Origin of the sequence: Butyrivibrio sp. CB08 (assembly GCF_003625485.1) — a bacterium.
Classification (GTDB): domain Bacteria; phylum Bacillota; class Clostridia; order Lachnospirales; family Lachnospiraceae; genus Butyrivibrio.
In genome coordinates this window covers 206,852-231,702 of sequence record NZ_RAIR01000004.1, presented here as the reverse complement: position 1 = coordinate 231,702, position 24,851 = coordinate 206,852, and the positions used below count along the sequence as shown (strand labels likewise).

22 protein-coding genes are annotated in these 24,851 nt (G+C 44.3%); 18 read left to right on the top strand and 4 right to left on the bottom strand.

Going from position 1 to position 24,851, the window contains the following annotated elements:
- Positions 1-62: 62 nt before the first annotated feature.
- The 10 genes from D6855_RS09135 to D6855_RS09090 all read left to right on the top strand — a co-directional run bounded on the left by D6855_RS09135 (position 63) and on the right by D6855_RS09090 (position 9,468).
- The gene (locus D6855_RS09135; protein WP_120740239.1) at positions 63-1,763 is read left to right on the top strand and encodes a GH25 family lysozyme; all 1,701 of its coding nucleotides are present in this window, start codon (positions 63-65) and stop codon (positions 1,761-1,763) included.
- 28 nt (positions 1,764-1,791) lie between these two features.
- Complete coding sequence (locus D6855_RS09130; protein WP_120740237.1) at positions 1,792-3,021, top strand: UTP--glucose-1-phosphate uridylyltransferase; 1,230 nt, start codon at positions 1,792-1,794, stop codon at positions 3,019-3,021.
- 120 nt (positions 3,022-3,141) lie between these two features.
- Complete coding sequence (gene galE / locus D6855_RS09125) at positions 3,142-4,158, top strand: UDP-glucose 4-epimerase GalE (RefSeq protein WP_120740235.1); 1,017 nt, start codon at positions 3,142-3,144, stop codon at positions 4,156-4,158.
- Positions 4,159-4,230: 72 nt separating this feature from the next.
- A complete protein-coding gene (locus tag D6855_RS09120; RefSeq protein ID WP_120740233.1) occupies positions 4,231-4,500 on the top strand; it encodes a hypothetical protein in 270 nt (89 codons plus the stop codon).
- A gap of 82 nt (positions 4,501-4,582) precedes the next feature.
- On the top strand, positions 4,583-6,142 hold the full coding sequence (locus D6855_RS09115) for a S1C family serine protease (protein WP_120740232.1): 1,560 nt from the start codon (positions 4,583-4,585) through the stop codon (positions 6,140-6,142).
- Between the two features lie 122 nt (positions 6,143-6,264).
- Complete coding sequence (locus D6855_RS09110; RefSeq protein WP_120740230.1) at positions 6,265-6,555, top strand: hypothetical protein; 291 nt, start codon at positions 6,265-6,267, stop codon at positions 6,553-6,555.
- 16 nt (positions 6,556-6,571) lie between these two features.
- On the top strand, positions 6,572-7,663 hold the full coding sequence (locus D6855_RS09105) for a GGDEF domain-containing protein (RefSeq protein WP_120740228.1): 1,092 nt from the start codon (positions 6,572-6,574) through the stop codon (positions 7,661-7,663).
- A 13-nt stretch (positions 7,664-7,676) separates the two neighbouring features.
- Complete coding sequence (locus D6855_RS09100; RefSeq protein ID WP_120740226.1) at positions 7,677-8,162, top strand: hypothetical protein; 486 nt, start codon at positions 7,677-7,679, stop codon at positions 8,160-8,162.
- Positions 8,163-8,182: 20 nt separating this feature from the next.
- The gene (locus tag D6855_RS09095) at positions 8,183-8,812 is read left to right on the top strand and encodes a lactate utilization protein (RefSeq protein ID WP_120740224.1); all 630 of its coding nucleotides are present in this window, start codon (positions 8,183-8,185) and stop codon (positions 8,810-8,812) included.
- Positions 8,813-8,814: 2 nt separating this feature from the next.
- Complete coding sequence (locus D6855_RS09090) at positions 8,815-9,468, top strand: HAD family hydrolase (protein WP_120740222.1); 654 nt, start codon at positions 8,815-8,817, stop codon at positions 9,466-9,468.
- A gap of 74 nt (positions 9,469-9,542) precedes the next feature.
- On the opposite strand, the gene D6855_RS09085 is transcribed toward D6855_RS09090, so the two are convergent.
- The 4 genes from D6855_RS09085 to murC all read right to left on the bottom strand — a co-directional run bounded on the left by D6855_RS09085 (position 9,543) and on the right by murC (position 14,882).
- Positions 9,543-10,757 carry a ribose-phosphate pyrophosphokinase gene (locus D6855_RS09085; protein WP_120740220.1) on the bottom strand — a complete coding sequence of 405 codons (1,215 nt, stop codon included), beginning with the start codon at positions 10,755-10,757 and terminating at the stop codon, positions 9,543-9,545.
- Positions 10,757-11,740 carry an ATP-binding protein gene (locus D6855_RS09080; RefSeq protein ID WP_120740218.1) on the bottom strand — a complete coding sequence of 328 codons (984 nt, stop codon included), beginning with the start codon at positions 11,738-11,740 and terminating at the stop codon, positions 10,757-10,759. Before D6855_RS09080 ends, D6855_RS09085 begins: the two co-directional genes overlap by 1 nt.
- 333 nt (positions 11,741-12,073) lie before the next feature.
- Positions 12,074-13,192, bottom strand: a complete 1,119-nt coding sequence (locus D6855_RS09075) for a DnaD domain protein (RefSeq protein WP_243111850.1) — start codon at positions 13,190-13,192, stop codon at positions 12,074-12,076.
- Between the two features lie 295 nt (positions 13,193-13,487).
- A complete protein-coding gene (murC, locus tag D6855_RS09070) occupies positions 13,488-14,882 on the bottom strand; it encodes a UDP-N-acetylmuramate--L-alanine ligase (RefSeq protein ID WP_120740216.1) in 1,395 nt (464 codons plus the stop codon).
- A gap of 221 nt (positions 14,883-15,103) precedes the next feature.
- Between murC and D6855_RS09060 the strand changes: the two genes are divergently transcribed.
- From D6855_RS09060 to D6855_RS09025, 8 genes are all read left to right on the top strand, one after another.
- Complete coding sequence (locus tag D6855_RS09060; RefSeq protein ID WP_120740212.1) at positions 15,104-16,372, top strand: glucose-1-phosphate adenylyltransferase; 1,269 nt, start codon at positions 15,104-15,106, stop codon at positions 16,370-16,372.
- A gap of 2 nt (positions 16,373-16,374) precedes the next feature.
- A complete protein-coding gene (glgD, locus tag D6855_RS09055) occupies positions 16,375-17,493 on the top strand; it encodes a glucose-1-phosphate adenylyltransferase subunit GlgD (RefSeq protein WP_120740210.1) in 1,119 nt (372 codons plus the stop codon).
- Between the two features lie 57 nt (positions 17,494-17,550).
- Positions 17,551-17,835, top strand: a complete 285-nt coding sequence (gene spoVG / locus D6855_RS09050) for a septation regulator SpoVG (protein ID WP_120740208.1) — start codon at positions 17,551-17,553, stop codon at positions 17,833-17,835.
- 145 nt (positions 17,836-17,980) lie between these two features.
- Positions 17,981-18,550 (top strand): aminoacyl-tRNA hydrolase, encoded by a 570-nt coding sequence (pth, locus tag D6855_RS09045; RefSeq protein ID WP_120740408.1) that lies wholly within the window; start codon positions 17,981-17,983, stop codon positions 18,548-18,550.
- Complete coding sequence (mfd, locus tag D6855_RS09040; protein WP_120740206.1) at positions 18,550-22,107, top strand: transcription-repair coupling factor; 3,558 nt, start codon at positions 18,550-18,552, stop codon at positions 22,105-22,107. Before pth ends, mfd begins: the two co-directional genes overlap by 1 nt.
- 16 nt (positions 22,108-22,123) lie before the next feature.
- Positions 22,124-23,314 carry a pyridoxal phosphate-dependent aminotransferase gene (locus tag D6855_RS09035; protein ID WP_120740204.1) on the top strand — a complete coding sequence of 397 codons (1,191 nt, stop codon included), beginning with the start codon at positions 22,124-22,126 and terminating at the stop codon, positions 23,312-23,314.
- On the top strand, positions 23,311-23,958 hold the full coding sequence (locus D6855_RS09030; RefSeq protein ID WP_120740202.1) for a phosphatase PAP2 family protein: 648 nt from the start codon (positions 23,311-23,313) through the stop codon (positions 23,956-23,958). Before D6855_RS09035 ends, D6855_RS09030 begins: the two co-directional genes overlap by 4 nt.
- 127 nt (positions 23,959-24,085) lie before the next feature.
- Positions 24,086-24,682, top strand: coding sequence for a DUF6465 family protein (locus D6855_RS09025; RefSeq protein WP_199712425.1), 597 nt, complete (start codon positions 24,086-24,088; stop codon positions 24,680-24,682).
- Positions 24,683-24,851 lie beyond the last annotated feature (169 nt).

Sequence of the window (24,851 nt, the reverse complement as noted above, 5' to 3'; positions counted from 1 at the left end):
TGGGCCATTTTTTCCGTATAATAATTGTTAAGTATTTTGTAAAGAATTGAGGGAGAGGAAGTATGTTTAAAAGTTTAAAGAAGCTCTTTATTTCTACGGGAATGCTGGTTTTCTTTTCAGCACTCCTTTTCTTAAGTCCGGCTGCAAGCTTTGAGTCAGAGGCCAGAGGTCCTGAGGTAGCAGTTGGAATCGACGTTTCCAAATATCAGGGAGGAATCAACTGGGGACAGGTTGCAGGCCAGGGCGTGCGCTTTGCCATGATCCGCGTAGGTACGACCAAGAAGGGCCTGGATGAGCAGTTCATCAACAATATCAACGGCGCCAATGCTGCTGGTATCAGAACTGGTATCTATATCTATTCATATGCGACAACTCCTGAGGCAGCAGCTGCTGAGGCCAATCAGGTTCTTGCATGGATAGCTCCTTATACTGTTACTTTCCCTGTTGCAATCGATATAGAAGATTCTTGCCAGAAGGGACTTAATCCTGGTCAGCTTCAGGCAATAGCAGATACATTCTGTGGAATCATTAACGCTGCTGGTTATGAGCCAATGGTTTACGCAAGCAGAAACTGGTTCATGGGCAGAATGCCAAATGTTTCAGCTCCCAAGTGGGTTGCTCAGTACAACACAGCCTGCGATTATCCAGGTGAGTATGCTATGTGGCAGTCAAGCAGTCATGGCTCATACGCTGGAATTCCTTCAAGAGTAGACGTTAACCACCTCTATGTTGATTATTTCTCAAGACTTATCCCTGAGGGATTCAACAGCTGGGGCGGACACGTATATTACTATCACAACTACAGAAAACAGTACGGCTGGATCAACTTAAGCGGCCAGAGATACCACGCAGATCCAAACGGATTTATTCAGACTGGATGGTTCCAGGATGAGAGCGGTATCTACTACCTTGATCCTAACAACGGCGGTCTTGCAGATGTGGGCTTTGCTGATATCGAAGGCGGTCACTTCTACTTCAACGAGAACGGTCAGAGATGCACAGGTCTTCTCAATCTTGGTGGTACTGTTTACTATGCTAATCCTGATGGACTTTGCCAGAGAGGCTTTGTTCAGCTTGAGGATGGAATCAGATACTTTGACGAGCAGTACATAATGCACACAGGTCTTACACCAGTTGGTGACAAGCTCTATCTCTTTGATGCCAACGGCCTTATGCTTACAGGTATGCACGCTCTTGAGACTGGCAGATATATGTTTGGTGCAGACGGTGTCGCATTAAGCGGATGGTATTCAAACGAGCTTGGTCAGAGATATTACTTTGGACCTGGCAATGCTGCATTAGTTGGCATTCAGACAATTGACAAGGACGTATATCTCTTTGGCGATGACGGTGTTATGTTCACTGGATGGTCAGGAGAGGTTGGTGCAAAATACTACTTCGGACCAGACGGCAAGATGGTCAAGGGATGGAATAACATCGACGGTCAGGACTACTACTTCGCAGAAGATGGAAATATGGCAGTTGGCTTTGCATCTCTCAAGGATGGAATCTACTATCTGGATCCTGCAGATGGCCACCGCGTACTTGGATGGGTTGAGCAGCCAGACGGATGGAGATTCTTTGATGGCAACACTGGAAGAATGCTTGTTGGTGTGACAGTTCCTCTTGATGGAGTAAACTGCACATTTGACAAGAACGGACTTCTTGCTGATCCTGCTGGCTGGGTTCCTGGAACACCACTTCCTGCACCAGCTGAAGCACCAGCAGATCCTGCAGCAGCTGCAGCTCCAGCAGGAAACTGATCCAGATCCACAATTGGAGGTTATAGAAATGACATTTGAAGAAGCTAAGGCGAAACTTGAAGAGTTTGGACAGCTTCATGTTCTTAAGTATTACGATGAGCTTTCTGAAGCTGAGAAAGCAGACCTCATCGCCCAGATAGCGGATACTGATTTTGCAGTTGTTGATAACTGCAAGAACCTTGGCAAGAGCCAGGGAAGAGGCGAGTTTGCTCCTCTTGCTGCAATGCAGGTTTCAGAGATAGAGTCAAGGAAGGAAGAGCTCTTTTCCATTGGCGCTAAGGCTCTTAAGGAAGGCAAGATCGCTGCCTGCCTCCTTGCAGGTGGGATGGGCACAAGACTTGGCTCAGATAATCCAAAGGGAATGTATGACATCGGACTTACCAAAAACGTATACATTTTCCAGAGGATCATCGAGAACCTTCTCGATACAGTTAAACAGGCAGATGGCACATATCTTCGTCTGTTTATCATGACCAGTGAAAAGAACAACGACGCTACAGTATCTTTCCTCAAGGAGCACAATTTCTTTGGATATCCTGAGGATAAGGTTACATTCTTTAAGCAGGAGATGGCGCCAGCTTCAGATTACGATGGCAAGGTTTACATGGAGAGCAAGTCAAGGATCTCCACATCACCTAATGGTAACGCTGGCTGGTACGCATCAATGTTAAGAGCTGGACTTCGTGACATTATTCTGAAAGAGGGTATCGAGTGGATAGATATCTTTTCCGTAGATAACGTTCTTCAGAGAATCGCAGATCCATGCTTTGTTGGAGCTACACTTGGCGCGGGCGTAAGCTGCGGAGCCAAGGTTGTAAGGAAGAATGCTCCTGATGAGAAAGTTGGCGTTATGTGCCTTGAGGATGGCAAGCCATCAATCGTTGAGTACTACGAGCTTTCACAGGAGATGATGGATGCTAAGGACGCAAACGGCGACCCGGCATACAACTACGGCGTAATCCTCAACTATCTCTTTAATGAAAAAGATCTTTATGAGATTTCTAAGAAATCCCTTCCACTCCACGTGGTTGAGAAGAAGATTCCTTATATAGATGAAAATGCACAGCTCATTAAACCTGAGAGCCCTAATGGCTGCAAGTTCGAGCAGCTGGTTCTGGATATGATCCATGAGCTTCCAAGCTGTCTGCCATATGAGGTAGTCAGAGAGTATGAGTTTGCGCCTATCAAGAACAAAGAGGGCGTAGATTCTGTGGATACAGCCAGAGAGCTTTGCAAAAAGTGCGGAATTGAACTATAAGTTAACATTTCGACAGGTAGTCATAACAAAAGGAAATTGTAATAGTTGCTGATTCTCTATACAATACTGCTGTAGGTAGACAAAAACACTTATTATGTACAACATAGAAAAGAGGTAATCATGGCTATTCTTGTAACAGGTGGTGCTGGTTATATTGGATCACACACAGTAGTAGAACTTCAGAACGCAGGGGAAGATGTAGTAGTACTTGATAATCTTGCCAATGCAAGCAGGAAGTGTTTGGACAGAGTTGAGGCTCTTACAGGCAAGAAGGTTCCTTTTTATGAGGCTGACATAAGAGACAGAGATGCTCTTGAGAAGATCTTTTCCGCTGAAAAGATCGACAGCGTGATTCACTTTGCTGGTCTTAAGGCGGTTGGCGAGTCTGTTCAGAAGCCATGGGAATATTACGACAACAACGTAACAGGAACTCTTACACTGGTAGATGTTATGAGAAAGCACGGATGCAAGAACATCATCTTCTCATCATCAGCAACAGTATATGGCGATCCTGCTATCATTCCTATCACTGAGGAATGTCCAAAGGGACAGTGCACTAACCCATACGGTTGGACCAAGTCAATGCTTGAGCAGATCCTTTCAGATATTCAGAAGGCTGATCCGGAGTGGAATGTAGTTCTCCTTAGATACTTCAATCCTATCGGAGCTCACAAGAGTGGAACAATCGGAGAGAATCCTAACGGAATCCCTAACAACCTGATGCCTTACATCACACAGGTTGCGGTTGGCAAGCTTCCTAAGCTCAACGTATTTGGTAATGACTATGATACACACGACGGAACAGGCGTAAGAGATTATATCCATGTAGTAGACCTTGCAAAGGGACATGTTAAGGCTCTTAAGAAGCTCGCTCCTGGCAGCGGACTTAACATCTACAACCTGGGAACAGGCGTAGGATACAGCGTACTTGATATCGTCAAGAACTTTGAAGAGGCAACTGGAGTTAAGATCCCATACGAGATTCAGGCCAGACGCCCTGGCGACATTGCAACCTGCTATTCCAAGGCAGACAAGGCAAAAGAGGAGCTTGGCTGGGTTGCTGAGAACGGAATCAAAGAGATGTGTGCTGATTCCTGGAGATGGCAGAGTAATAATCCGAATGGCTACGAAGGCTAATATGTGATACATTATGTATAAGGTTTACCATGTATATGGTAAGCCTTATATTTTTGCTTGAAAGGTAGAGAGATGTTTAGACTCTGGGTTAAGCTAATATCAGATAATCACCTTATGAAGGATATGGTGGTGTGCGATGACACAATGGACACCAGAACCCACAAGGTTATGAATGCAATTGAGAAGGCGTGTTATGAGATGGACCTGTCAAAACCAATATGGCTTGACAGTGTAGTTAAGGATTTTCAGCTCCACGCAAAGTGCCGTTTTACCAGGGATAGCTTCGTTGAAGAAGTATCTTTTGACTATATGGAGATAGAGGTTATAGAGGACGATTATTAATTTTTATATAAGAAATTAATCACAATTTCGACACAGAACACTTCTATACTAAAGCCATAAACGGAAAGGAAGGTACATTATCATGTATGAAGACACCAACAACAGATCATCAGTAGATAATGGATCAAATGCAAACCCTACATCTAATCCATACAATTACAACAACAGAGGATACAACTACAACAACAATCCTTACTCATATAATTCAGGATCTGGGAATTCAAGCTATTCTTATGGGCAGAACAGCTACAGTTACAATCCAAATGGTCAGCAGACCTATGGCACATATCAGTACAATGCTCAGACAGGCCCTGCTGTTCCACCTGAGAACACACCCAAGAAGAAAAAGCACACCTTTGCCAAGGTTGTTGCAGCGCTTTGCATTGTAGCTCTTCTTGCAGGCGGAGTAGGAGTTGCTTATAACACAGTTTCTAAGGGATCATTTGATCTGTTTGGAATTGGAGGAAGCAAGGCAGTTGCAGAGATAGAGCAGCAGGATGAAGATCTTACACCTGCACCAGAGGTTGCAACAGCTGACCCTGTTACAGAAGAAAAGAATGAAAAAGAGATCCAGACAACTACAGTTTCTGGAGCATCAATGGCAGTTGTGACTGACGTAACTGCAGTTGTAGAAGAAGTAATGCCAGCAATGGTAATGATCCACAACAACTATACAGCATCAGCCAGCTACTTTGGATATGTTCAGAAGGAAGAGGCAACAGCATCAGGAAGTGGAATCATAGTTGGTGAGAACGATTCAGAGCTTCTTATTGCAACCAACTATCACGTTATTGAAGGTGCTGATACCCTTGAAGTTATCTTCACTGATGACACAACAGTTCCTGCAGTAGTAAAGGGCACAGATTCAACAATGGATCTTGCTGTTATTGCAGTAATGCTTGATGATATAGATGATTCAACAAGAGATGTGATCAAGATCGCTACACTTGGAAACAGCGATACACTTAAGCTTGGTGAACCAGCTATCGCTATTGGTAATGCTCTTGGCTATGGCCAGTCAGTTACTACCGGTGTTATCTCAGCGGTAAATCGTGAAGTTGAGATCACTGAGGGCGAGACACAGACATTTATCCAGACAGATGCAGCTATCAACCCAGGTAACTCTGGTGGAGCTCTTTTAAATCTTCAGGGCGAAGTAATCGGAATCAACTCTAATAAGATCGGTGGTGATACCATCGAAGGTATGGGATACGCTATTCCTGTTTCAGTTGCTCAGCCTATCATTGACAGACTTATGAATGAGGTAACAAGAGTTAAGGTTGCAAGTGAGGACAGAGGTTACATCGGAATCTCAGGAGTAAGCGTAACAACCAGCGTATCAGAAGGATATGGAATTCCTCTTGGAGTATACGTAGCTGAGGTTACAAATGGCGGTGGAGCCCAGGCTGCTGGTATTGAGAAGGGCGATGTTATTGTTGAGTTTGATGGTGAAGAGATAACATCAATGGATGACCTTCAGACAAGGCTTCAGTACTATGAAGCTGGTACTTCAGTTACTATCAAGGTAATGAGACAGAACGGTCAGGAATATACAGAGAGAGAGTTTACTGTAAATCTCGGACATGCAGCAAATTCACAGGGCGCTGATTCAAACGCAGCAGAATCTGAAGGCGGACACTGATAAATACTTGATATTATAAATATAGGCCACGATTTTCCTTGGAAAGTCGTGGCTTTTTGTTTGCCCACTACAGGGGTTTAGTGGTAAAATTTTAATTGGGTATGATTAGTTAGGAGGAAAGTATGGGAATTAATAGTATTGATGCTGAGGACGATCAGTTCGCGTATCGCTACGATACACAGCTTCTTATTGATAGAAGAGACAAGGATCTCGATGAAGATGAGATCGCAGATTACATTACAGAGCACTTTGAAGGCAATTCTCTTATTGCAGCAGGTGATGAGGATCTTGTTAAGATCCATTTCCACACCAATGAACCATGGAAAGTTCTTGAGTATTGTAACAGCGTCGGCGAGATATATGACATCGTAGTTGAGGATATGATCAGGCAGTCTTCAGGATTACAGGGGTGAGACGGAGGATAATCCTATGGGATTATTTCACAGGCTTCATGAGCTAATAATAAAAGAATCGCCATTTGAGGATGAGGCAAATGGTCTTCTTTTTTTGATTAGAACGGTGCTAATTATATGGATGCCATTCTACCTTATTATGGGAATATATTCCCTGATAAGTGGCCTTGGAATGCAGCCCTTTATTGTTTTTGCGGCAGGACTTGTGATCTATGGCGGTGTTTTCGCAGAAACCTACACCAGAAGATCCAAACACTGTCTGTATTATCTTCTTATCAGTGCCACCATCATCACCGGTCTTCTGACCATCGTGTTTGGATGGCGTGCGTCTTTCCAAAACTTTGTCTATATTAACTTCCTTATTCTGTGGTATGATCCCACATCAGGTTCCAAGAAAAAAGCTATATCCAGTATCTTCATGGCCATATCAATGTGTGTAATATCTTTCTTTACACCTTTTGGACAGACCATTCTTACACCTGGAACAGTACCACACTATGTTGTTGTATATTCCAATATCATTCTGTTTTCCATTTGTCTTTCAATCGTTGCATATTACTTCTGCAATCAGTACATCGAGTCTGAGCACAAGCTAAGGGAGTACAACTCCAAGCTCAAGCAGATTGCGGAAACGGATCCTCTTACCAAGCTCATGAACAGAAGATCCGCTGAAAAAGAGATCCAGGAGGTGGTAAAAGAGAGCACCTCCCTCAAGTACATGTTCTGCCTGGCAATTGGTGATATTGATTTCTTTAAAAACGTAAACGACACCTATGGTCATGAGGCTGGAGACTACATTTTGCAGACTCTGGCTGAGGAGTTTAAGAACTTTATGAAGGCCAGAGGATTTGTTGCCAGATGGGGAGGAGAAGAATTCCTGTTTGTTCTTCCCAGAGTAAATGGCGATGAAGCCATGGCAATCCTGGATGAGCTTAGACACCAGATCAAGGAAAAAGAGTTTGTCTACAAAGACAACACTATAAAGCTCACCATGACATTTGGCGTGGAGGAATTCAGTAAGATCACAGGAGTTGATAAGACCATCGAGGAAGCTGACAAGAAGCTATACCTCGGTAAACAGAGCGGAAGAGATAAGGTTGTTTTCTAAATAAGGAGGCGCTATGGATCAGAAGATGAGACTTATTGGAAGAGACATGTCGATTAAGATGGGAATCACCATGAGCTTTTTTCTTTCCCTGATTGGAACTGCTACATCTGGACATTTTACTATTCCAGGTTTTTTGATAAGCTTTGTTGTCAGCACCATCATAAGCCTGATAATCGGATTTCTGATTCCAATGGGTAAGCTCTCAAATGGTCTTTTAACGAAGCTCCATCTTGTAAGAGGAACTCTTGGAGCAAGATGTGTTGAGACTTGTGTTTCTGATCTTATCTATACTCCTATCATGACCTTTGCCATGGTATTTCTTGCTTACAACATGGCAATGAAGCAGAGCGGAGGAATGGCTCAGCTTAATCTGGGCAGAATGTTTTTATCATCCCTTATCATATGCTTCCTGGCAGCTTTTGTGATCATCTTTATAGTTCAGCCTATATTCATGAAGCAGGCAATGAAGAAGCATGGAATGGTTAAGCCAGAGGAATAAACAGTTGGAGGAGATTTAATATGCACGAGATGGCTAAAAAGAGAAATGAACTGTGGGCTCAGACAGTAATAAAGGGCCTTGAATCAAGAAATATGTCAGGATACTATGCTGCAACCAAGGAAGAAGCCCTTAAAAAAGCACTGGAGCTTATACCAGAGGGAAGCACTGTATCAATGGGCGGCGCAATGAGTGCCCACGAGATTGGCCTTGTAGATGCTATCAAGAAAGGTAACTACAATTTTATTGACAGGGATGCTGCAGAAGATCCGAGAGCAGCTATGCTTGCTACTTACGATGCAGACGTTTTCCTTGCCAGTGTAAACGCCATGACCCAGGACGGAGTCCTTGTAAATATCGATGGTAACTCCAACAGAGTATCAGCTATAGCTCAGGGACCCAAGAAGGTTGTATTTATAGTTGGAATGAATAAGGTATGCGGAGATGTGGACGGAGCACTTAAGCGCGCCAGAAACGTGGCAGCACCTGTTAACGCACAGCGCTTTGGCCTTTCAACACCATGTGCCAAGACCGGAGCCTGCATGGACTGCAAATCACCTGACACAATCTGCTGTCAGTTCCTTATCACAAGATTTTCAAGACATAAGGACAGAATTCATGTGATCCTGGTTAACGAGGAGCTTGGATTCTGATCATGGGAAATAGTAGCATTAAAGCCGTACTGTTTGATCTGGACGGAACCCTTACAGATACAGAGAAATATTACCAGATAGCGTGGCCAAAGGCCCTTAAGCACTTTGGCTATGAGGCGCAGGACTGGATGCCCTTGGAACTTCGGTCCCTTGGAAGACCCTTTGCGCCAAAGCAGTTTAAGGAATGGTTTGGCGAGGACTTTGATTACAACGAGGTAAGAGAATACCGAAAGAGTCTGGTTGAAGAGATGATAGGGGAGAGCGGGATCCCGCTTAAACCCGGGGCAAAAGAGATCCTGACATGGCTAAGGGAACATGGCATTCTGACAGCTCTTGTAACCTCAAACAATTTCCCAAGAGCAGAGAGGTACCTCAAAAAGATAGATCTCTTCGACTACTTCGATAAAATAATCTGTGCGAACATGGTAAGTCAGGGTAAGCCTGCACCGGATATTTACGCCTATGCCTGCAAAGAGCTGGGGCTCGATCCCAAGGAAACCTTTGCAGTTGAGGATTCGCCAAATGGTGTGACCAGCGCATATCTTGCAGGGTGCAATGTAATAATGGTTCCAGACCTTACACAGCCAGACGAGGAGCTTTCTAAGAAGTTATACAGGAAAGTAGATAAGCTTCTTGATATAACAGAACTTTTCTAAAACAAAATACGGACATAATAAAACCCCATTAGTTTGTAACTAATGGGGCTTGTTTTTGGTTTAAGTGCCTGTTATCAGGCCTTCTTTTCAGCTTCCATTGAAGCCTTGAGTTCGCCGCTCTTGTATCTCTCAATGATGCTATTGATACGCTCAACAGGATTGAGAAGATCGCTTATAGATGCGTCGTGGTTAAGTGTATCTATGAGGTAAGCGATGTACTTACTCATATCGCAGCTGATGTACCACTCTCTTGAAAGAAGTTCAGGAGTCTGGTAAACCAGGTTGGTTGTAAGTACTCTGTCAATGATGCCTTCCTTGTAAGCCTCATCAAATCTCTCAAGACCGCCGGTGAATAATCCGAAGGTTGAGAACGCGTAGATTCTTGCTGCCTTTCTCTCTTTAAGAGCTCTTGCTACATCGATCATGCTCTCTCCGGAAGAGATCATGTCATCAACGATGATAACTGACTTGCCCTCTACACTTGTTCCAAGGAACTCATGTGAGATGATAGGATTTCTGCCATCAATAACCTGTGTGTAGTCACGTCTCTTGTAGAACATTCCCACATCCAGACCAAGTACGCTGGCAAGGTAGATAGCACGGCTCATTCCGCCCTCATCAGGTGAAATGACCATCATGTGCTCTGAATCGATCTGAAGATCATCAACGTTCCTGAGAAGAGCCTTGATGAACTGATATGTTGTACGAACGGTCTCAAAACCGTTAAGTGGAATAGCATTTTGAACTCTTGCGTCATGGGCATCAAAGGTAATGATGTTGTCTACGCCCATGTTTACAAGTTCCTGAAGTGCGATAGCACAGTCGAGAGATTCTCTTGAGCTTCTCTTGTGCTGTCTTGACTCATAAAGGAATGGCATGATGACTGTGATACGTCTTGCCTTGCCGCCTACAGCAGCGATGATTCTTTTAAGATCCTGATAGTGATCATCAGGGGACATGTGATTTTCCTGTCCAAAAAGAGAATAGGTCTCTGAATAATTACATACATCAACTAAAAGATAGAGGTCGTCTCCACGAACGGAGGTTTTAATAACACCCTTTGCTTCACCGGTTCCAAACCTTGGAATCTCGGCCTCGAGAATGTAGGTAGGGCGCTCATAACCAGTAAATGCAAGGCTTCCCTTGTGCTCATTCTCTCTCTCAGCTCTCCATTTTACGAGATAGTAGTCAACCTTCTCTGCAAGGGGCTTGATTCCCTTTAAAGGGATCATTCCCAAAGACCCAACGGGGATGGTCTCCAGATTACGCTTCTCTTCTCTTCTTGGCATTACTTAATGTCCTCACTTTCTTTTTTGGCTATCTTTTTAACCTTACGAATATCTGGTCCTGAGAGCTTTAAGAGTTTAAAGTTGCTGGCAACTCTTGAAAAGATTCGGTCAGAGTATGTGTTCTGCAACTGTTCCAATGAATAATTGGTTGTGATGATCGTGGATTTCTTCCTGGACTCACGCTCATTTAGAAGAGCGAAGAGCTCAGAAGCGGTAAATGTACTGCTCATCTCTGTACCAAGATCATCTATAACAAGAAGCTCACACTCGTAGAGGTCATCATAAATAGCCCTAAGGTTTTGCTTGGATTTATAGTCGAAAGTGTTCTCGGCGATAAGCTCAAACAAACCTTGTGAACTGAAATAAATGACGGAATGTCCCTTTTTTATCAGCGCATCAGCGATACAAACTGAAAGGAACGATTTACCAGTACCCACTGTACCATAAATAAATAAATTTTGGTAGTCGGTGCTGAAATTGTTCACAAAATCTTCAGCAGCCTTTCTGGCCCCCTGAAATCTCTTGAGGTCCTCACCTTCGTAGTACTGTTCAGAAAGAAGTTTAAAGTTAGCGCTCTTAGTCATCATCCGAAGATTGGACTTATCATAAAGCGTCTCTATAATTTTCTGTCTAAAGCAATGGCACTTCTCGTTGCCAACATAGCCAGTATCCTTGCAATCCGGACATGTATACCCCATATCCAGATAATCTCTGGAATAGCCAGAATCTGTAAGGAGAGTGAGCTTACGCCTGGCAATCTCCTCAAGCTGGCTCTTGAGTACTCGTCTGTCCAGCTTTTCTCCTGATAAGATTCTTCTTCCGAAATCTGCACTAGCACTTGCGGTCTCGTCGTCTAAATCTTTGTACCCAGGTACATTATCATAGACAATTTGAAGCCTCTCTTCCAGCTCCTGTCTATGTAAACTTCTACGATCCTCATACTCGTGCATTATAGCGTCATACTGCGCGTTAGTTAGTGCCATAGATCATTCTCCTTATACTATGCCCGGGATTTCTGTTTATCGTCCAGCTCCCAGAATATTTCCCCCTGGCGATTTTCAAACCGTGGAATTGAGACATATCAATCTCGAGCGGTTATCCGCGATGAGATTGATGCTCATGGCTCAATGGAACGCTTGGTTTGACGAGCAAAGGGGGAAATATTCTGGGAGCTGGACAATTAACACAACCCCCAGCATTTCATAAGTATGGCCCTGTACGTGTTTCAGGGAAGGCCGGAGCCGCCGCCGAACCAAAAGTACAGGGCCGAGCTTATGTAGTCTCTCCTGAAAGATTCCCCAATCTTGCAAGAGGCTCTAGTTGTCCAGAAGCTTCTTCTCCAGTTCAACAAAATCGTAGGTATTCTGCTGGAACTGATTGAAGCGATTCTGGGATCCGCCCAGACGAATAGATGATTCGCTCAAGCGGAGCTTGGTATCGATGGATGATACGGAAGCCTTGGATCTCTTCTTGAGATCTGCGGTAAAATCAGCATCTAGCCTGGCAATATCCTCCCGTGTACTTACTCCTTTTTCATGCCAGGAACGAAGAATACTATCGCAATACTTCAGACGATTCTTCTGTGTTGCCATAACAGTGCGGTCGCAGGCTTCCAGGATTATATCCATCGAAAATCCCAACTCCCCACGCCACTTACGAATGAAGGTACCTTCCTTCTCCGTGGGGCTATTTTCCATACCGAGTGCCTTCATGATAGTGATGATGTCACTGTCATGTTTGTAAATTTCCGCACGCGCCTGTTTTGGCGTTTTGATGCTTTGCTGATTCCAGTTTATGGCCACCTTTTCCATATACCTGAAATCTTTCTTATGATTATCGACGCAATACTGCATCAGATAGTCCAAAAGGTCATCTGAGAATCCGAGTTCATCGTGGATGTAATAAACTGTGGACATCTCAGTTGGTGTAAGAGTTCTGCCAAAATACTGTTCAGCTATAAATAGAAGATTGGATCCTTCTGACTGCTTGAAAGCCTTGAGCTGAGAAGCAGAATAGCTTGGCTTGGCTGGAACATCACTTACGATCTGAGCTTCAGGTTCTGCTGAAGCTACTGGTGAAAGAACGGATCTTGTAGCTGAGTCGTTCCTTCTTCTTCCATAGCGTCTTGATGCACTGGAAGTAATGTCTTCCATATGGATTCCTGTAAGGTTCTGGGCTCCGTCATACTCCAGTGAAATGAGCCCTTTCTTTTCCCAGTATTTTAAAGAACGCAACACATCTGATTCTGTATGATTGAATTTATCTGCCAGAGCTGGAACGCTGGTAGGTAAATTCGCACTCATCATACGCAGCAGATAGAGGTAGATCTTAATCTGCGCATCGTTTGCGTCCTGCATGTATTCATCAATAAAAATGTTGGAAACATAAGTAGAATCCTCCCCACAAGTAGAACTAATTGTAACTCGCCCCATCATATACTTTCATCACCTGCTTTACTAACATATCCGAAAAAGAATTGTTTGCTTCATCGGAACAATTCGAATTATAACATGGGGATTTCCAAAATGATATGGGTAAATATGCCGAAGAAATCCAGTAACCATCACGGTTTCCGGAATTTTAGATTTATTGTGGACAATGTGGATAACGTGGATTATTTTATTAAAAATCTATAAAAATAGGTCTGACTGTGGGTGTTGCCAGTCAGACCTTTATCCACCAAAAGTGATTTACATAAACCGGTTTCAAAAGTGGAAATGTGGATAAGTATTACCTGCCAAGGAGCTCATCGCCTATTTTAACCACATCTCCGGCTCCCATGGTTATCAACAAATCTCCCTTAGTGCAATTTTGCAAAAGGAATTTTTCAATTTCACTAAAGTTTTCAATTGTTGGAAAATAATTACATTCGTGACCCAAACTGACAATTTTGTCAGCAAGAGTTCTTGAACTGATTCCGAGATTATCCTTTTCTCTGGCTGCGTAAATATCAGCAAGAACAACGTGATCTGCAAGAGAAAGAGCCTCTGCAAATTCGTTTAAAAGAGCCTTGGTCCTGGTGTAGGTGTGTGGCTGGAATACGCACCAGATCTTGTTGTGAGGATAGTTCTGGGCTGCAGTTAATGTTGCCTTTATCTCTGTTGGATGGTGAGCGTAATCATCAATGATTGTAACGCCGCCAATCTCGCCCTTGTGCTCGAATCTTCTGCTGGTTCCGCCAAAGAGTGAGAGAGCATTTACGATGTGCTCATCTTCTATATTAAGTATAGTAGCAACAGCGATAGCTGCCAGAGCGTTATAAACGTTGTGGATGCCAGGTACTGCAAGCTTGATCTTTAGCTCTTTTCCCATAGGAAGGTGAGCTGTAAAGGATGGATTACCGTGATCGTCGTAGGCAATGTCAGTTGGGTAATAGTCAAAATCTGCTGATGAACCATAGGTTACAATGCTGCAGTTAAGACCATCTGTGATCTCGCCAACGTTCTCAATATCTCCGCTGATAACAAGAGTTCCGTCATCAGGAAGGAGCTGTGCAAACTTTCTGAAGGAATGTCTGATATCATCAAGATCCTTGAAGAAATCAAGGTGGTCAGCATCGATGTTGGAGATGACGCTGATCTTAGGGAAGAAGCTAAGGAAGCTGTTGGTGTACTCGCAGGCCTCAGTAACAAAGTACTCAGACTTACCAACCCTTATGTTTCCTCCGATGTCCTTGAAGACGCCTCCGATTGAAAGTGTTGGATCTGTGTCTGCCTCAAGAAGGATCTTGGATACCATGGAAGTTGTTGTGGTCTTGCCATGGGTTCCGCTTATTGCTACAGGAATCTCGTACTGCTTCATGATCTGGCCAAGAAGCTCAGCTCTTGTGAGCATTGGAATACCTGCGTTTGCGGCTGCAGCGTATTCTGGATTATCAGGGTGAACAGCTGCAGTATAAACAACTACATCGATCTTGTCTGCTGATGTTATGTTCTCGGCTCTCTGGCCGTAATTGATCTTAACATTCTGTGCTTCAAGAGCCTTGGTCATTGCTGACTCCTTGGAATCAGAACCAGAGATCTTGAAGTTCTCCTGAATAAGGATCTGTGCAAGGCCGCTCATGGAAATGCCGCCAATGCCTATGAAATATACGTGTACCGGATTATCGAAATCTATTTTATACATATTTATATATGCCTCCAAACTTCTTTATTCTAGCACTTATTCGGGCAAAGTCAAAAAAACAGATAATTCGAAAACGTTTAACTAAATTATATATCTTATTTACTTCATTTCGTATTTTTTTCATCAAAACATGTGATATACTTATAATTAAGAACAAAGCGGTTTCTGTTATATGCTGAAGTTGAGCATATTTGGTGAAATTCTTAGCAACGAGGTGGAACATGATAAAAAAGGAAATGATCGCCATGCTTCTGGCAGGGGGCCAGGGCAGCAGATTAGGTGTGCTGACAGCGAAGATGGCTAAACCCGCAGTTTCTTTCGGAGGGAAATACAGGATCATTGACTTCCCGCTTAGCAACTGCATCAATTCCGGAGTGGACACTGTAGGCGTTCTTACTCAGTATCGTCCTCTCAGACTTAATTCCCACATTGGAATAGGAATACCTTGGGACCTGGACCGTAACTTCGGTGGAGTTACAGTTCTTCCTCCTTATGAAAAGAGCGCAAACAGTGAGTGGTACACAGGTACTGCCAATGCGATCTATCAGAACATGGAGTACATGGAGAACTATAATCCTGATTACGTTCTTATCCTTTCTGGTGACCACATCTACAAGATGGACTATGAGACAATGCTTGATTTCCATAAGTCCAGCGGAGCTGATGTCACCATTGCTGTTATGCCTGTTCCCATGGAAGAGGCCAGCAGATTCGGTATCATGATCACCGACGAAAATAAGAGAATCGTGGACTTTGAAGAAAAGCCAGAACACCCACGTTCAAACCTTGCATCAATGGGTATCTACATTTTCTCCTGGAAGGTCCTTAAGGAAGCCCTTATCAAAAATAAGGATCAGGCCGGACTGGACTTTGGTAAGCACATCATCCCTTACTGCAAGGAGAAGGGACAATCCCTTTTTGCATATGAATTTGATGGTTACTGGAAGGATGTTGGAACTCTTACTTCTTATTGGGAAGCCAACATGGAGCTTATCGACATCGTTCCTGAGTTTAACCTTTACGAGGAATATTGGAAGATATACACAGCAAGCGACGTTCAGCCGCCTCAGTACCTGGGACCTGACAGCGCCATCGAGCGTAGTATCGTAGGTGAGGGCTGTGAGATCGAAGGAAAGGTTTACAACTCCGTTATCGGACCTGGCGTCAAGATCGGCAAGGGCTCTGTTGTAAGCCATTCAATCATCATGAATGACACGGTGATCGGCGACAACTGCAACGTTGAGAAGGCCATCATCGCCGAGAAGAGCCAGATTGGATCTGGAGTTACACTTGGAGCTTTTGAGCAAAAAGAAAATGAGACCAAGCCTGGAATATATTGCGAAGGCCTGTGCACAATAGGCGAGCGCTCAGTTATTCCTGACAACGTTAAGATAGGTAAGAACACCATGATCGCTGGAATTACTACTGCTGAAGACTACGCAGATGGAATCCTTGACAGCGGACGTACATTAGATAAGGCAGGTGATTGAGTATGAGGGCGATTGGTATTATTTTAGCGGGCGGCAGTAGCAGCAGGATGCAGGAGCTTTCCAAGAGGAGAGCGGTTTGTGCCATGCCAGTGGCTGGCTTTTACAGGAGTATCGATTTTGCTCTTAGTAACATGACAAACTCCCACATCCAGACTGTAGCCGTATTCACACAGTACAATGCAGGAAGCCTTAATACACACCTTAGTTCTTCCAAGTGGTGGGACTTCGGTCGTAAGCAGGGCGGCCTATATGTTTTCACTCCGGCGGTTAAGGCGTCAGGAAACCTCTGGTACAGAGGTACAGCAGATGCCATTGCGCAGAACCTTGATTTCCTACGCAGCTGCCACGAGCCATACGTGATCATCACTTCCGGTGACTGCGTATACAAGATGGACTACGGTAAACTTCTCGAGTATCACATTCAGAAGCAGGCTGACATCACAGTTGTCTGCAAGGACATGCCAGCTACCATTGACACAGAGAGATTTGGTACTGTTCGCATGAACGAGGAATGCAGGATCGAGGAGTTCGAGGAGAAACCTGTAGTATCCAAGTCAAACACCATCTCCTGCGGTATCTACGTAATCAGACGCCGCCAGCTCATCGAGCTCATCGAGAGAGCAGAGGAAGAGGAGAGATACGACTTCGTTAGAGACATCCTTGTAAGATACAAGGACATGAAGAGGATATATGGCTACAAGATCAAGGAGTACTGGAGTAACATCGCTTCTGTAGCAGATTACTACAGAACCAACATGGACTTCCTTAAGCCCGAGATCAGACATTACTTCTTCAGGGAATATCCGGGTATCTATACCAAGGTTACGGATCTTCCACCAGCCAAGTACAACGTGGGCGTCAGCGTCAAGAACGGTCTGATCTCCAGTGGCTGTATCATCAACGGAACCATTGAGGATTCAGTTATCTTCAAGGGCGCCTTTATAGGAAATAACTGCTACATTAAAAACTCCATTATCCTTAATGATGTTTACATAGGAGATAATTCACACATTGAAAACTGCATCGTTGAGAGCCACGGAACCATCCAGGCCAACTCCTTCTATAAAGAAGAGAACGGCATAAAGGTGGTTGTGGAGAACAACGAGAGATATGTAATTTAATGTTAGGAGTTTTAGTTTACTGTCACTTCAATCTGTTACCAAAGAGGGGGTACTTAAATGAAGATTACAGATATTCGCGTAAGGAAAGTAACTAAGCAAGGCAAGATGAGAGCAGTAGTATCTGTTACCTTTGATGATGAGTTTGTAGTACATGACATCAAGGTTATAGAAGGCGAGAAGGGCCTGTTTATCGCAATGCCCAGCAAGAAGTCTTCTGACGGAGAATACAGGGATATTGCACATCCCATCAACTCAGAGATGAGAGGCGTTCTTCAGAGTGCCATATTAGAGGCTTATGACAAGGCTGCAGTAGAAGAGGAAGAGGCAGCGCCAGAGGCTTGACAAGACATTCAACAAAGTGAATAATCAGTAATAAAAACAGGGGACTTAAAGTTTTTAAGCCCCCTGATTTTGTGTTGGGGTGCGGGGGATGTTTGAAGCGTTAAAAGCTTTTTTTAAGAAAAGAGATAAAGAGGAAGACGGTAAGATGTTTGTTATAGTGGGTCTTGGTAACCCGGAAAAGAAATACTTCCACACGAGACACAATGTGGGTTTTGACTGTATAGATGCACTTTCAGATAAGTATGGAATTGAGCTTACAGAGACCAAGTTCAAGGCTGCCTACGGAAAAGGTAGAATCGGGGCGGAGAGAGTCATTCTTGTTAAGCCCCTTACATATATGAACCTGTCAGGAGAAGCAGTTGCACCTATATGCAACTACTTTAAGGTAGATTCCAAAGAAGAGCTTATAGTGATCTCCGATGACGTGGAACTTGATGTTGGAAGACTTCGCGTAAGACCAAAGGGCAGCAGCGGCGGACATAACGGTCTTAAGAATATCATCGCCCAGCTTGGCCACGACGAGTTTTCAAGAGTAAGGATCGGCGTCGGCAAAAAGCCTAAGGAATGGGATATGGTGGACTGGGTTCTTGGCCATTTCGAGGGAGAGGACGCTGCGGCCATCAAGGAAGGCATAGATAACGCCTGCAGTGCAGTTGTTGAGATAATGGAGAATGGTACTGACAGTGCCATGAACAAGTTTAACGGTAAAAACTAATGCGAGCAATGACAAATCCCTTAAGGGAACTTAAGGAATTTAATGAGATAAATAGTTACCTGGAAAAGCCCTTCGCCTGCTGTCAGGTTACGGGCTGCGTGGATTCCCAGAAGCTTCATTTCATAGATGGGCTCTCCGAGGATTTCAAGTACAGGATCATCGTGACATATTCTGATCTTAGGGCAAAAGAGATCTACGAGGACTACAAGTTCTACGACAGGAATGTCACTGTTTACCCTGCAAAGGACCTTATCTTTTACCAGGCAGATGTTCACAGCAATGAGATTGCAAGACAGCGTATCAGATGTATGAGGCGTCTCATTGAGGGAAGACCTGTTACGGTAGTCACCACCTTTGCGGCTCTGATGGCTCCCCAGATCAAACCGGAAGTCATTAAGTCACACATTCTTTCCATAGACAAGAGAACAAAAATAGACGAGGTTGAGATCAGTAAGAAGCTTATCACCATGGGCTATACCAGGAATTATCAGGTAGAAGCTCCTGGAGAATTTTCCGTGCGCGGAGATATTGTTGATGTCTTTGATCTCACAGAGGAAAACCCATATAGAATAGAGCTTTGGGGCGATGAGATAGAAGCCATCAGAAGTTTTGACATTCTCTCACAGAGATCCCTTGAGAAGCTGGAATCCATCAACATCTATCCGGCATCAGAGATCATCCTTGAAGAGGACGAGCTTGAAAAGGGTATGGACAGGATCCAGGAGGACACTGACAAGATAGTTAAGGCCCTTCGTGATCAGTTCAAGACTAAAGAGGCCCACGAGCTTAAGGTCAGGACCGAGGAACTAAGAGAGCAGCTCTTTGAACTTAAGTCCGCAGTAAACCTTGAGAGCTACATCAGATATTTCTATGAGGATACAGTTACCATCCAGGAGATGTTCCCCAAGGGAAAGAGCTGTATCTTTATCGATGAACCACAGAGGGTTCAGGAACATGCTAATGCTGTGGAGATGGAATTTCGTGAGAGCATGAGCCACAGAGCCGAGAAGGGATATGTCCTTCCTGGCCAGATGGAGCTTCTTTATTCCATAGACAACGTAATAGCAAGAATGTCCAATGGCAGGAGAGTTCTTATTTCTGCCCTTGCAATGCCAGAGTCGCAAAATCTCTTTTCCCCGGAAAAGAGCTGGGACATCAAGGCGAGAAGTATCGCGGCTTACAACAACAGCTTCGAGTCTCTGGTCTCTGACCTTAAGAACTATGTAAAGAAGGGATTCAGGGTTCTGATCCTTTCTGGTTCAAGGACAAGGGCCAAGAGAATTGTTGAGGACCTTCGAGACAATCAGGTTTCAGCATTTTACAGTGAAGACCCAGGAAGAGTTCTTGATCCTGGCGAGATAATGACCTACTACGGCAGGATCTTAAAGGGCTTTGAGTACCCTGACATCAAGTTCGCTGTCATTGCTGAGAGTGACATTTTCACAGAGCACGCCAAGAAGAAAAAGAAGAAAAAGAGCCAGTACAAGGGCGAGAAGATATCAGACTTTGCTGATCTTAAGATCGGCGACTATGTTGTTCACGAGGACCACGGTCTTGGAATCTACAGAGGTATCGAGAAGATCGAGACAGACCACGTGGTTAAGGATTATATCAAGATAGAATACGGCGGAGGCGGAAACCTGTATGTACTTGCTACAGGTCTTTCTGTCATTCAGAAATATGCATCGGGATCAGATGATGAGAACGCCCACAAGCCAAAACTCAATAAGCTTGGAAGCGGCGACTGGAGTCACACTAAGAGCAAGGTTAAGGCTGCGGTTGAAGAAGTGGCCCAGGACCTTGTGGAGCTCTATGCTAAGCGCCAGCAGGCTGTTGGATATCAGTTTACCAGCGACACTGTATGGCAGCAGGAGTTTGAAGATGCCTTTCCATATCAGGAGACAGAGGATCAGCTTACTGCCATCGAGGATACCAAGAAAGATATGGAGTCCTCAGGTATCATGGACAGACTTATCTGTGGAGACGTTGGCTTTGGTAAGACCGAAGTGGCCATCCGTGCAGCATTTAAGGCAGTTCAGGACGGCAAGCAGGTGGCGCTTCTTGTTCCAACCACCATCCTTGCCCAGCAGCACTACAACACCTTTGCGGAGAGAATGAGGGCTTTCCCTGTAAGAGTGGATCTTATGTCCAGATTCAGGACAGCCTCTGAGCAAAAGAGAACTGTTACGGACCTTAAAAAGGGTCTTGTGGATATCGTTATCGGAACCCACAGACTTCTTTCAAAGGATATTCAGTATAAAGACCTTGGACTTCTCATCGTTGATGAGGAGCAGCGCTTTGGCGTAACACACAAGGAAAAGATAAAGACCATGAAAGAGAACGTGGACGTGCTTACTCTTTCAGCGACGCCTATCCCAAGGACACTTCACATGTCACTGGTTGGCATAAGGGACATGAGCGTTCTTGAGGAGGCTCCAAACGACCGACTTCCTATCCAGACCTACGTCTGCGAGTACAACGACGAGATGGTCAGGGAAGCCATAGTCAGGGAGCTTTCAAGAAATGGCCAGGTCTACTATGTCTACAACAGAGTCAGCACCATTGCTGACATGGCGGCCAACATCCAGAAGCTGGTGCCTGAGGCGAACGTGGCTTTTGCTCATGGTCAGATGAAGGAATCAGAGCTTGAGAGGATCATGTACGATTTCATCGACGGAACCATAGACGTTCTGGTATCAACAACCATCATTGAGACAGGCCTTGATATTCCAAACGTAAACACCATGATCATCCACGATTCCGACAAGATGGGCTTATCCCAGCTCTATCAGCTGAGGGGCCGCGTTGGCAGATCCAATAAAACTGCCTATGCCTTCCTTATGTATAAACGTGATAAGATGCTTAAAGAGGTAGCGGAAAAGAGACTTGCGGCCATCAAGGAGTTTACAGATCTCGGAAGTGGATTTAAGATTGCCATGAGGGATCTTGAGATAAGAGGCGCAGGAAGCCTTCTTGGTAAAAAACAGAGCGGCCACATGCAGGCTGTTGGCTACGACCTCTACTGCAAGATGCTCGGAGAGGCGGTCAAGATCAAAAAGGGCGAGGATACTGACGAAGTCCTCGATATGCTCAACACCAGTATCGATCTTGATGTTGACGCCTATATTCCAAACGAGTATATCTTAAATGAAGAGCAGAAACTCGAGATATACAAGAGAATAGCAAGCCTTGAGAACGATCAGGAGTGCGAGGATATGAAGGACGAACTCCTCGACAGATTCGGTCAGATTCCTGAGGCAGTAGATAACCTTCTTAGGATATCTCTTTTGCGAACCAGGGCGAAGGCCCTTTATATAGTAGAGATCACCGGTGGATCTTCGGAGATCGAGATCAAGGTCAATCAGGCAGCCAGGTATGACCCAGGCAAGATTCCGGGCTTCATAGCAGGATATAAAGGTAATATGTCTTTTCATCAGGGACAGACACCAGTGTTTGTCTATAAATATAAAAAGGATCCAAACCCTAAGAAAGCGGAAGCGCAGCTTCTTAAGGACGCAGAGGATCTGGTGGAGAGTATGAAAGCATTACTGAAATAGTATTAAGGAGGAGCACATGATCAACGAAACTTACAAAAACATGCTGGGAGCAAAATCTGTTATCCGCGAGCTTTCAGAGTATGCTACAGCAAGGGGAAAAGAAATCGGATACGAGAACGTTTTTGACTTTAGCCTTGGAAATCCAAGTGTTGAGGTGCCAAAGGAGTTTACTGATGAGATGATCAGGCTCCTTCAGGAAGAGGACACCATGACTCTTCACGGCTACACACCAAGCCTTGGTAATCCTCTCTATAAGGAAGAGATCGCAAAGAGCCTCAACAAGAGATTTGGAATGAACTATGGCCCTGAGCACATCTTCCCTACAACTGGAGCAGCAGGCGCTATTTCTCACGCTGTAAGAGCAGTGACAAAACCTGGAGATGAGGTTATTACTTTTGCGCCATACTTCCCGGAGTACAATCCATACATTACAGGAGCAGGCTGCAAGCTTACAGTTGTTCCAGCTGATACTGAGAGCTTTCAGATCAACTTCGATGCGTTCCTTGAGCTCATCAACGAGAACACAGCAGCAGTGCTTGTTAACACACCTAACAATCCATCAGGAGCCGCATATTCAACAGCTACCCTTGAGAGATTATCTTCTATATTAAAAGAGAAGTCTTCTGAGTTTGGACATACCATCTTCCTTTTGTCTGATGAGCCTTACAGGGAGATAGTTTTTGAAGGCGCTGATGCTCCTTACGTTTCAAAGTTCTATGACAATACACTTAGCTGCTACTCATTCTCCAAGTCACTTTCACTTCCTGGAGAGAGAATTGGCTACGTAGCAGTAAATCCTTCCTGCGAGGGAAGCGATGTTATCGTTCCTATGTGCGGACAGATTTCAAGAGGAACCGGACACAACTGCCCTCCATCAATCATTCAGCAGGCAGTTGCCAAGGTTTGCGGCCTTACAGCAGACCTCTCTGTATACGAGACCAACATGAACATCATCTACAACACTCTTGTCGAGCTTGGATTTACAGTAGTTAAGCCAGGTGGAACCTTCTACATCATGCCAAAGGCTCTTGAGGAGAGTTCGATTGAGTTTTGCAAAAAAGCTAAGGACTACGATCTCATCTTTGTTCCAGCAGATGGCTTTGGTGCTCCTGGGTTCTTTAGAGTTGCATACTGCATCGACACCGAGAAGGTTGAGAGAGCAATGGTTCAGCTTAGGAAATTTGTAAAAGAGGTATATGGCAAATGAACAGTACAGTAAAAAAGTATAAGCAGCCTATAGTTTTACTTTTTGTGACAGTTCTTTTCGCAGTACTTACATATGTGGTTGACAGAAAGCCCATAGGATACGACGGAACCTCCATTGGATTTTCATCAATAAACGGACTTTTTGCAAAGAGCTTTGGTTACAACGCAGGAATGGATCTTGCATCTGACATAGCAATGTACCTGTCATTTGTAGTTGTTGCGGTCTTCGCTGTGATCGGAGTTATGCAGCTTGTTAAGGGAAAGAGTCTTTCAAAGGTCAGCAAAGTAATTCTTGGCCTTGGCATTATTTATGTCATAGTGGCTGTTCTTTATGTGGCTTTTGATAAGATCCCAATCAACTACAGACCTATCCTTCAGCCAGGAGAGACTGAGATCGAGACATCCTTCCCATCTACTCACACACTGGTTATCTGCACCGTAATGGGCAGTGCTCTTATTGCATGCAAAAAGCTCATTAAGGATGAGAAGATCATGAGAGTGGTGAAGATACTGGCTACAGCGGTTATGGTCATCGGAGTATGCGCAAGGCTCTTCTCTGGAGTGCACTGGCTTACCGATATTGTGGCAGGAATACTGTTCTCAGTTACACTTGTGTCTCTTTATACCGCATGGATTGCGGATTGATAGAACTCATTTTCATAAACGTGCGTTGACAAGGGGAATTATAGAGTGTAAACTCTATTTCGTAATCACTTTATTGTTTTAACGAGCTACACAAATCGTTTATGATTTTGAGGAGGAAAAAACAAAGATGGCAGAAATCAAAAAGACAGAGGCAGCTGTAAAGCCTGTTGCAACAATCAAGACACCTGTAGCTGCAGAAGTTAAGACACCAGAAGTTAAGGCACCTGCAAAGACAGAGGTTAAGGTAGAGGCTAAGAAGCCTGAAGTTAAGAAAGCAGCACCTGCTAAGAAGGCAGCAGCTAAGAAGCCTGCAGCAAAGAAGGCAGCACCTGCTAAGAAAGCAGCTCCAGCAAAGAAAGCAGAGCCTAAGAAGGAAACAGCTAAGAAGGCAGCTCCAGCAAAGAAGGCAGCACCTGCTAAGAAGGCTACAACAGCTAAGAAAGCTACAACAGCTAAGAAGGCTACAGCAGCTAAGAAGCCTGCAGCAAAGAAGGCAGCTCCTAAGAAGGCAGCAGCTGCAACAGTTAATGTAAAGGTTGAGCTTCAGTATTCATATAAGCATGTTACATTTGAGGAGCTCGTTCAGAATTCTAAGAACAACTATCAGTTCGAGATGGGCGGAAACGTTGACGAGATCAAGAAGCTCAGCATCTATGTTAAGCCAGAAGAGGATGCAGCTTACTATGTAGTTAACGATAAGGTTCAGGGAAGAATTGGTCTCTAATCTTTAAATAATTAAGCAGGCGATACGTCGCCTGCTTTTTTTATGCTTATTTTAGAAAGCAGATGTTGACATTGGGTTGCGCTAGTGATATTTTATGATACAGAAGATGTTAGCACTCGAAAGAGGTGAGTGCTAACATCCCAAAAGAACCATTCCAATGAAAACCGGT